Source organism: Lentzea sokolovensis (assembly GCF_033949975.1).
GTDB classification, from domain to species: domain Bacteria; phylum Actinomycetota; class Actinomycetes; order Mycobacteriales; family Pseudonocardiaceae; genus Lentzea; species Lentzea sokolovensis.
This window is the reverse complement of sequence record NZ_JAXAVU010000001.1, coordinates 1,110,732-1,121,024: the sequence shown is the minus strand read 5'-3', so window position 1 is coordinate 1,121,024 and position 10,293 is coordinate 1,110,732. Positions and strand designations below refer to the sequence as shown.

The 10,293-nt window shown below is 72.2% G+C and carries 1 protein-coding gene and 6 pseudogenes; all 7 read left to right on the top strand.

Annotation, left to right across the window (positions count from 1 at the left end; all coding sequences use genetic code 11):
• Window positions 1–46 precede the first annotated feature (46 nt).
• Window positions 47–109 (top strand): annotated as a pseudogene (locus SK854_RS48390) (polyketide synthase docking domain-containing protein); the annotation flags it as partial.
• Between the two features lie 42 nt (window positions 110–151).
• A pseudogene (locus SK854_RS48385) lies at window positions 152–820 on the top strand (beta-ketoacyl synthase N-terminal-like domain-containing protein); the annotation flags it as partial.
• Between the two features lie 24 nt (window positions 821–844).
• Window positions 845–1,237: pseudogene (locus tag SK854_RS48380) on the top strand (hypothetical protein); the annotation flags it as partial.
• Window positions 1,214–1,507, top strand: a pseudogene (locus SK854_RS48375) (ketoacyl-synthetase C-terminal extension domain-containing protein); the annotation flags it as partial. The pseudogenes SK854_RS48380 and SK854_RS48375, both read left to right, overlap by 24 nt.
• Window positions 1,508–1,558: 51 nt before the next feature.
• Window positions 1,559–2,566 (top strand): annotated as a pseudogene (locus tag SK854_RS48370) (acyltransferase domain-containing protein); the annotation flags it as partial.
• A 165-nt stretch (window positions 2,567–2,731) separates the two neighbouring features.
• Window positions 2,732–3,796: pseudogene (locus tag SK854_RS48365) on the top strand (beta-ketoacyl reductase); the annotation flags it as partial.
• A gap of 63 nt (window positions 3,797–3,859) precedes the next feature.
• On the top strand, window positions 3,860–10,291 hold the full coding sequence (locus tag SK854_RS48360) for an SDR family NAD(P)-dependent oxidoreductase (protein WP_455032259.1): 6,432 nt from the start codon (window positions 3,860–3,862) through the stop codon (window positions 10,289–10,291).
• Window positions 10,292–10,293: the final 2 nt, after the last annotated feature.

Sequence of the window (10,293 nt, the reverse complement as noted above, 5' to 3'; positions counted from 1 at the left end):
CCACCGACCCAAAGTTCTCCGAGGACCTCCCATGTCGAGTGAAGACAAGCTCCGCTACTTCCTCAAGCGCGTCACGGCCGACCTGCACGACGTTCGTGCCCGGCTGCGCGACGCCGAGGACAAGGCGGGCGAGCCGATCGCGATCGTCGGCATGGCCTGCCGGTATCCCGGAGGCGCGAACACGCCCGAACGCCTGTGGGACCTGGTTGCGGGGGAGACCGACGCGATCTCCGACTTCCCCGCCGACCGCGGCTGGGACGTCGCCCGGCTCTACCGCCCCGGCGCACCACAGCCGGGGCACAGCTACGTTCGCCAGGGCGGTTTCCTGCACGAGGCAGCGGACTTCGACCCCGAGTTCTTCGGGATCTCACCGCGCGAGGCCGTCGCCATGGACCCGCAGCAACGCCTGCTCCTGGAGGTCGCGCACGAGGCGTTCGAACGCGCCGGCCTGCCGGTCGACGGTCTGCGCGGCAGCCGCACCGGCGTGTTCGTCGGCGGGATGGCCCAGATCTCCGGCCCGTCGGAGGAACAGATCGAGGCCCTGTCGGGATATCTGCTCACCGGCAGCGCGGCCAGCGTGTTCTCCGGCCGGATCGCCTACACCTTCGGGCTGGAGGGCCCGGCACTGACCGTCGACACGGCCTGCTCGTCGTCGCTGGTGGCGATGCACCTCGCCGCGCAGGCGCTGCGGGCGGAGGAGTGCACGCTCGCGCTGGCGGGCGGGGTCACCGTCATGACGACGCCGGAGGGGTTCGTCGAGTTCAGCCAGCAGGGCGGACTCGCCGCCGACGGCCGTGCCAAGGCCTTCTCCGACAACGCCGACGGCACCGCCTGGGGTGAGGGCGTGGGCCTGCTCGTCCTGGAACGGCTGTCCGATGCCCGGCGGCTCGGCCATCCGGTGCTGGCTGTGTTGCGCGGTTCAGCGGTCAACCAGGACGGCGCTTCCAACGGCCTCACCGCGCCGAACGGCCTGGCGCAGCAACGGGTGATCCGCGCTGCGCTGGCCAGCGCGCGTCTCGCACCGTCCGATGTGGACGTCGTGGAGGCGCACGGCACCGGCACGACGCTCGGCGACCCGATCGAAGCCGAGGCCTTGCTGGCCACGTACGGCAAGGATCGGGACCGGCCGCTGTGGCTGGGGTCGTTGAAGTCGAACATCGGGCACACGCAGGCCGCGGCCGGTGTCGGTGGCGTGATCAAGATGGTCGAGGCGATGCGCCACGGCGTGCTGCCGAAGACGCTGCACTCCGACGTTCCATCGTCCCATGTGGACTGGACTTCCGGTCAGGTCCGGCTTCTCTCCGAAGCTGTGCAATGGTCCGAGACCGAGGCGCCTCGACGAGCCGGTGTGTCGTCGTTCGGCGTCAGCGGGACGAACGCGCACGTGATCATCGAGTCTGTTCCCGCCGAGGAGCACGAGCCGTCCGCGGAACTGCCCGTGGTGCCGTGGGTGCTCTCGGCCCGGACCGGGCCCGCCCTGCGCGATCTCGCCCAAGCGCTTGGCGGCTTGGACGACGATCCGGTCGACATCGGGCGCGCGCTGGTCACCACGCGGTCGGTGCGCGAACACCGGGCCGTGGTGCTGGATGCCGCTGGGCTTGACGCTGTCGCGAGCGAGCCGGCGAATCCCGGTGACGTCGTGTTCGTGTTCCCCGGCCAAGGTTCGCAGTGGGCGGGGATGGGGCGTGCGCTCCTCGGTACCTCTCCAGTGTTCGCCTCGCGGATGTCCGAGTGCGCTTCGGCTCTCTCGTCGTTCGTCGACTGGAACCTGCTGGACGTCCTCGACGACGAGGAGGCGTTGAGCCGGGTCGACGTCGTGCAGCCCGTGCTGTGGGCGGTGATGGTGTCACTCGCCGAGGTCTGGCGTGCGTACGGTGTCGAACCCGCCGCCGTGGTGGGCCACTCCCAGGGTGAGATCGCCGCGGCGGTCGTCGCGGGCGGCTTGTCCCTTGAGGACGGTGCTCGCGTGGTCGCGCTGCGGAGCAAGGCCATTCTGCGACTGTCCGGGCTGGGCGGCATGGTCTCGCTGGCCGCTTCGGTCGATCACGCACGCGAGCTGATCGCGCCGTGGGACGGCAGGATCTCGGTGGCGGCGGTCAACGGGCCTTCATCGGTCGTGGTCTCGGGTGAAGCTGAGGCGCTGGACGAGCTGCTCGCGTCAGTCGAGGTGCGGGCGCGGCAGATCGCCGTCGACTACGCCTCGCACTCGGCACAGGTCGAGTTGCTGGCCGGTGAGCTGGCCGAGGTGCTGGCACCGGTGCGGCCTCTGCCCGGCCGGATCCCGTTCGTCTCGGCGGTGACCGGGGAGGTCCTGGACACCACCGGGCTGGACGGCGCCTACTGGTACCGCAACCTCCGCGAACCCGTCCGGTTCGACCAGGCCGTCACGACACTTCTCGCGAACCGTGCCACCGTCTTCGTCGAGTGCAGCCCTCACCCCGTGCTCGCCGTCGGCATCGAGGAGACGATCGAGCACGCCGGTGCGAGCGCCGCCGCCGTCGGCACACTACGTCGCGACGATGGCGACCTGTCCCGACTCGTCACGTCGCTCGGTGAGGCGTTCGCCCGCGGCGCCGAGGTCGACTGGGCCGGCGTCTTCGCGGGCACCGGCACCCGCCGCGTCAGCCTGCCGACCTATCCGTTCCAGCGCGAGCGCTACTGGTCCGAGCCCGGCGCACCGCGTCGCCGCACGACCGTCGACGACCTGCGGCACGAGACGACCTGGCGGCTCGTGGCCGCAGGAAGCCCGGCCGTCACGGGCACCTGGGTCGTGCTCGGCGCAGACGATCTCGCCGGCCGCGTCGCGCAGGGGCTCACCCGCCACGGCGCCGAGGTGATCCGCTCTGCCGAACTGGGCGATCTCACGGACGTCCGCGGTGTGCTGGCCGTCGCTCCTACCGGCCGCGTGCCGGGACATCCGGACGTTCCGGCGGGGTTCGCCGCGACTCTTTCCGCGGTGCAAGCGCTTGCGGAGCAAGAAGTTCCTTTGTGGACGATCACCCGCGGCGCGGTCTCCACCTCGGCCGCGGACCCGGTCACCGACCCGGAGCAGACCCTCGTCTGGGGCCTCGGTCAGGTGGTGCGCCAGGAGCACCCGGCTCGCTGGGGCGGCGTCGCCGATCTGCCCGCCGACGCGGACGACACCGCCGTCGACCTGCTCCTGGGTGCCCTGAACGGTGCGGAGGACGAACTGGCCGTGCGGCAGGAGGGCGTGTTCGCGCGGCGGCTCGTCCGGTCCACGGGAGCGTCCGCCCGGCGCGACTGGCGTCCGGAAGGCACGGTCCTGATCACCGGCGGCACGGGCGCGCTCGGTGCCCACGTCGCGCGGCGGATGGCCACCCTGGGCGCGCCGCACCTGCTGCTCGTCAGCCGCAGCGGCCCGGACGCTCTCGGCGCCACCGACCTGACCGCCGAACTCACCGCACTCGGCTCGCGGGTCACCATTGCCGCCTGCGACGCCGCCGACCGTGACGCGCTCGGCGAGCTGATCGACGCCCTGCCGCAGGACGTCCCGCTGCGCTCGGTGATCCACACCGCCGCCGTCCTCGACGACGCCGTGCTCGACGAACTGAGCCTCGACCAGGTGGGCCGGGTGCTGCGGGTGAAGGCCGAGGCGGCGGTGACGCTGCACGAGCTGACCCGTGACCTCGACCTCGACGCGTTCGTGCTCTTCTCGTCGCTCGCAGGGACGTATGGCGGGGCCGGGCAGGGGAACTACGCGCCGGGCAACGCCTTCCTGGACGCCTTCGCGCGGTACCGCCGTGGCCTGGGTCTGCCCGCGACGTCGATCGGCTGGGGACACTGGGCGGGCGGCGGCATGGCCGACGGTGGCCTGGAAACCCGGCTGCTGCAACGCGGTGTGCCGCCGATGGCGCCGGAACTGGCGCTCGACGGTCTTCAGCGGGTCCTCGACCTCGACGACACGGCTGTCGTCGTCGCCGACGTCGACTGGACCGCGGCCGTGGCGCCGAGTCCGCTGCTCGCCGACCTTCCCGAGATGCGGCTCGTCCGCACCGATGCCGAACCCGGTCTCGCCGACCTGGCACCGGAGGAGCGGGACCGCCGGCTGCTCCAGATCGTGCGCACGCAGATCGCCGCCGTGCTCGGGTTCTCCGAGCCCGGCCGCATCGATCCCGCCCGAGCCCTGCGCGATCTGGGTTTCGACTCGCTGACGGCGGTCGAGCTGCGGAACCGGCTGGGTGCCGCGGTGGGCCTGAAACTGCCCGCGACCCTGGTCTTCGACCACCCCAGTCCTGGCGCGCTGGTCCGCCATCTCGCGGAGCGGCTCACCGGTACCGGTGGTGCTGTCAGCGAGGTGTCCGAGCGGGCGGCCGCCGACGAACCGATCGCGATCGTCGCGATGAGCTGCCGGTTCCCCGGTGGAGTCAGCTCGCCGGAGGACCTGTGGGAGCTGCTCGCCGACGGCCGGGACACCGCCACCGAGTTCCCCGGCGACCGCGGCTGGGACGTCGAGGCCGTGTACGACCCCGATCCCGAGGTGCCCGGCCGTTCCTACGTCCGGCACGGATCCTTTGTGGACGACGTGACCGGCTTCGACGCGGCGTTCTTCGGGATCAGCCCGCGGGAGGCGCTGGCGATGGACCCTCAGCAGCGGTTGCTGCTGGAGACGTCGTGGGAGGTGTTCGAACGCGCGGGGCTCGACCCGGTGGCGTTGCGCGGCAGCCGGGTCGGCGTGTTCGTCGGAACGAACGGCCAGGACTACAGCACTCTGCTGATGAACGCCCGTGAGCAGGTCGAGGGCTATCTGGGCACCGGCAGTTCGGCGAGCGTGTTCTCCGGCCGGGTCGCGTACGCGTTCGGTCTGGAAGGCCCCGCGGTCACGGTGGACACGGCGTGTTCGTCGTCGCTGGTGGCACTGCATCTTGCCGCGCAGGCACTGCGGGCGGGGGAGTGCACGCTCGCGCTCGCGGGCGGAGTGACCGTGATGTCCACGCCGATCGGGTTCGTCGAGTTCTCTCGTCAGCGTGGTCTGGCCGTGGACGGTCGGTGCAAGCCGTTCGGGGACACCGCCGACGGCACGGCCTGGGGCGAGGGCGCCGGGCTGCTGCTGGTCGAACGGCTGTCGGACGCCCGCCGTCTCGGCCACCCCGTGCTCGCGGTGCTGCGCGGTTCGGCGGTCAACCAGGACGGTGCTTCCAACGGTTTGACGGCACCCAACGGTCCGTCGCAGCAACGGGTGATCCGGCAGGCACTCGACGCCGCCGGTCTGCGTCCGTCCGATGTGGACGCCGTCGAGGCGCACGGCACCGGGACTCGCCTCGGCGACCCGATCGAGGCGCAGGCGTTGCTGGCCACCTACGGGCAGGACCGGGACGCGCCGGTGTGGCTGGGTTCGGTGAAGTCGAACCTCGGGCACACCCAGGCGGCCGCGGGCGTCGCCGGCGTGATCAAGATGGTGCAGGCGTTGCGGCACGAGGTGCTGCCGAAGACGCTGCGCGCGGACATTTCTTCGTCCCAGGTGGACTGGTCGGCCGGCGCGGTCTCGTTGCTGACCGAATCAGTGCCGTGGCCGGCTGGTGGTCGCGTGCGCAGGGCCGGGGTGTCGTCGTTCGGGATCAGCGGGACCAACTCCCACGTCGTTCTGGAGGAGGCGCCCGCTCCTGAGCCTATGCCGGTGGAGACGTACTCCGGCGGCGTTGTGCCGTGGCTGGTCTCGGCGAGGTCCGAGGCCGGGCTGCGGGCGCAGGCTTTGCGGCTGCTGGCGTTCCTCGGCACGGAACCCGACCTGGTCGCGACCGCGAGGACCCTCGCCACGGCCAGGGCGTCGCACGACCACCAGGCCGTGGTGCTCGCCGCCGACCTCGACGGCTTCCGCCGCGGGCTCACCGGGCTCGCCGAGGGCCGGTCGGTCGCCGAGGTGGTCCGTGGTTCGGCCGACGGGAAGATCGCGTTCCTGTTCTCCGGTCAGGGTTCTCAGCGCGTGGGCATGGGCCGGGAGCTGTACGAGGCGTTTCCTGTCTATGCGTCGGCGTTCGACGCGGTGTGTGCGCTGCTGGATCCGCGGCTCGGGGAGGTTCTCGGCTCGCCCGAACTCGATCAGACGGAGTTCGCGCAGCAGGCGATCTTCGCGGTCGAGGTCGCGTTGTTCCGGTTGCTGGAGTCGTGGGGTGTGCGGCCGGACTTCGTCGCCGGCCATTCGGTCGGGGAGATCGCGGCGGCCCACGTCGCCGGGATCCTGACCCTGGAGGACGCGGCGAAGCTGGTGACCGCGCGTGGACGCCTGATGCAGGCTTTGCCGCCTGGTGGCGTGATGATCGCGGTGCAGGCTTCCGAGGACGAGGTTCTTCCGCTGCCGGAAGGGGTTTCGCTGGCGGCGGTGAACGGTCCTGCCTCGGTGGTGTTGTCCGGAGAGGTGGACGCGGTCACCGCGGTGGCGTCGAAGTTCGTCAAGACCAAGCGACTCAACACGAGCCACGCGTTCCACTCCGCGCTGATGGAGCCGATGCTCGCCGAGTTCCGCGCTGTTGTCGATAGCCTTCCCCACGCGGAACCGTCCATCCCGTTTGTGTCCACTGTGGATGATGAGCTGGAATTCGCGCCGGAGTACTGGGTTCGGCAGGTGCGTGAACCCGTCCGGTTCGCCGATGCCGTCGCGCGGCTGCGTTCCGTCGGTGTCACCGAGTTCGTCGAACTCGGTCCCGACGCGGTGCTCACCCCGATGGTCGAGGAGGCCGTGCCCACTCTGGTGGCGGGCCGTTCCGACTGCCTCGGCGTGCTGACCGCGCTCGCGCACTTCGCCGAGACCGTTTCGTGGGCGCAGGTGTTCGGACCTGGTCCGGTTCGTGCGGACCTGCCGACGTACGCCTTCCAGCACGAGCGGTTCTGGCTGGACGGCGCCGCGGCGGGGGAGGCCAACGCGCTCGGCCACCCGTTGCTCAGCGCGGCCGTGGAGCTGCCCGAGTCCGGTGGCCGGGTGCTGACCGGTGCGCTCTCGACCCGGACCTCGCCGTGGCTTTCCGGGCACGCCGTGCACGGCGCGGTCATCCTGCCCGGCACGGCGTTCGTGGAGCTCGCTCTGCGCGCGGGTGCCGAGGTCGGCTGTGCGGTGCTGGAGGAACTGACGATCGCCGCACCGCTCGTGCTGCCGCCGACCGGCACGGTCCGGATCCAGGTGGCGATCGTGCCGGTCGACGGCCGGTACGAGGTCACCGTGCACTCCCGCGGCGCCGAGGCCGAGGACTGGACGCGGCACGCCACCGGTGTGCTGACCGATGAACCGGCGTCCGCCGAGGATCTCGGCGAATGGCCACCTGCCGGAGCGTCCGAAGTGGACGTCACGGACCTGTACACCGGTTTCGAGGACAGGGGTTTCACGTACGGGCGGACGTTCCAGGGGCTGAGTACGGCGTGGCTGCGGGACGGCGAGGTGTTCGCCGAGGTGGCGTTGCCCGCCGCCGACCGCGACACCGCGGCGCGGTTCGGCCTGCACCCCGCGCTGCTCGACGCCGCGCTGCACGGTCTGGGGCTCGGCGACCTGCTGCCCGACGACGGCCAGGGACGCTTGCCGTTCACGTGGTCCGGGGTGGCACGGCACAGTGAGGGCGCCGCGACCCTGCGGGTCCGTCTCACGCCGATCGCGCCCGACACCGTCGCTCTGACGGTGGCCGACGGATCGGGCAGGCCGGTGCTGTCCGTGGCATCGCTTGTGCTGCGGCCGGTCGCAGCAGACCAGTTCGGGCAGGTCCGGGACGCGCTGTTCCGCGTCGAATGGGTTGAGGCTCAAGGAGAGCCCGCTGCCGACGCCAAGACCGTCCTGATCGCTCCGGCCGATGTCCACACCACGACCGCGACGGTGCTGGCCGAGATCCAGTCCTGGCTCGCCGCCGAAGGGGACGCCGAGTTGGTGTTCCTCACTCGGGGAGCGGTCGCCGCCGCCGACGGTGACGCGGTTCCCGACCTCGGAGCGGCCGCGGCCTGGGGGCTCGTCCGCTCCGCGCGCGCCGAGCACCCCGGCCGGTTCCGGCTGGTCGACCTCGACGACGAGACAGTTCCCGCGCTTCCGGCGGGAGAGCCCGAGTTGGCGGTGCGGGCGGGCCGGATCTTGGTCCCTCGCGTCGTCCGGGGGACGGCGAGCGGCCTGGAGCTTCCGGCAGGTGACTGGCGGCTCGCGGTCACCGCGCCCGGCACGGTGGACGGTGTCACGGCGGTGCCGGAACCGGCGCAATCGCTTGCCGCGGGTGAGGTGCGGATCGCGGTCCGCGCCGCCGGCGTGAACTTCCGCGACGTCCTCAACGCTCTCGGTCAGTACCCCGGCGGGCCCGTTCCGCTGGGACAGGAGGCGGCGGGTGTGGTCGCCGAGGTCGGCTCGGGCGTCACCGGGCTGACGGTGGGGGACCGGGTCTTCGGCCTGTTCCCCGGCACGTTCGCCACCCACGCCGTCACCGATCACCGCCTGGTGGCACCGGTTCCGGACGGCTGGACGTTCGCGCAGGCCGCGACCACGCCGGTCGCGTTCCTGACCGCCTACTACGGCCTCGTCGAGCTCGCCGAGCTGAAGCCGGGCGAGTCCGTGCTGGTGCACGCGGCCGCGGGTGGCGTCGGCATGGCCGCTGTTCAGCTCGCACACCACCTCGGTGCCGAGGTGTACGCGACCGCGAGTCCCGGCAAGCACGCCGTGGTACGCGGCCTCGGTGTTGAGCACGTGGCCTCGTCGCGCACCCTCGAGTTCGCCGAGCGCTTCGGGCAGATGGACGTCGTGCTGAACTCGCTCGCGGGCGAGTTCGTGGACGCGTCGCTGTCACTGCTGGCGGACGGCGGCCGGTTCCTGGAGATGGGCAAGGCCGACATCCGTTCGGTGCCCGGCACCGACTACCGGGCGTTCGACCTCGCCGAGGCCGGAGCCGAGCGGCTCGGGCGCATGCTCACGGAGGTATTGGGCCTGTTCGCCGCGGGGCACCTGCGGCCGCTGCCCGTCACCGCGTGGGACGTGCGGCAGACGCCGGGCGCGCTGCGGTACCTGAGTCAGGCCAGGCACGTCGGGAAGCTCGCGCTCACCGTCCCGCACGGGATCGACCCCGAGGGCACCGTGCTGATCACCGGCGGTACGGGAGCGCTCGGTGCCGCGCTGGCCCGGCACCTCGTCGCCGGTGGCGCCAAACATCTCGTGCTCACCGGGCGCCGCGGCCTGGACGCTCCGGGTGCGGCCGAACTGGCCGCGCTGGGAGTGACGATCGCGGCCTGCGACGTCGGCGACCGGGCCGCGGTGGCCGAGTTGCTGGCCGGGCTGAACCGGCCGCTCACCGCCGTGGTGCACGCCGCGGGTGTGCTGGCGGACGCCACCGTCGACCGGCTCACCGGCGACGACCTCGCGGCCGTGCTGCGGCCGAAGGCGGACGGCGCTCGCCACCTGCACGAGCTGACCCGCGACGCCGACCTCGCCGCGTTCGTGCTGTTCTCGTCGGTGTCCGGACTCTCCGGCACGCCAGGGCAAGGCGGCTATGCGGCCGCCAACTCCTACCTCGACGGACTTGCTCACCACCGCCGGGCAGCAGGGCTGCCGGCCGTCTCGCTCGCGTGGGGCGCGTGGGACACGGGCATGGCCGGCGAACTCGGCGAGACCGACCGCCGCCGCATGAGCCGGTCCGGACTGCTGCCTCTGTCCACAGAGGATGGCGTCGCGTTGTTCGACGCGGCCGTCGCGGAGGCGGCGAGCCTGCTCGTGCCGATGCGCCTCGACCCGGCGGCACTGCGTGGTGAGGACGTGCCGGCGTTGCTGCGCGGTCTGGTCAGGGCGAAGCCGCGGCGCGCGGTCGCGCCGTCCGACGTGGCCGAGCTGACCCGGCGGCTGGCCGGGCGCACCACGGCCGAGCAGGACGCGATCGTGCTGGACCTGGTCCGCGAGGCGATGGCCGCGGTGCTCGGGCACGCCGACGCCACGGCTGTCGAGACGAACCGCGGGTTCCTGGAGGTCGGGTTCGACTCGCTGACCGCCGTCGAACTGCGCAACCGGCTCGCCGCGGCGACCGGGTTGCGGCTGCCGTCGACGCTGGTGTTCGACCACGCCTCACCCGCGGTTCTCGCGGCGCACCTGCGCGGCGAGCTGTCCGGCACCGCGCCGGACGCCGACCGACTTCTGTCCGAAGTGGACGGTCTGGAGACGCGGCTGCTGGCCGCCGAACTCGACGACGCCGGTCGCGCCGCGCTGCACGGGCGGCTCCAGACGTTGCTGGCCAAGTGGTCCGGCACCGCCGGGGCCGACGTCGCGGACAGCCTGGCCACGGCGTCCGCGGACGACCTCTTCGACTTCATCGACAACACATTGGGGAACTGACG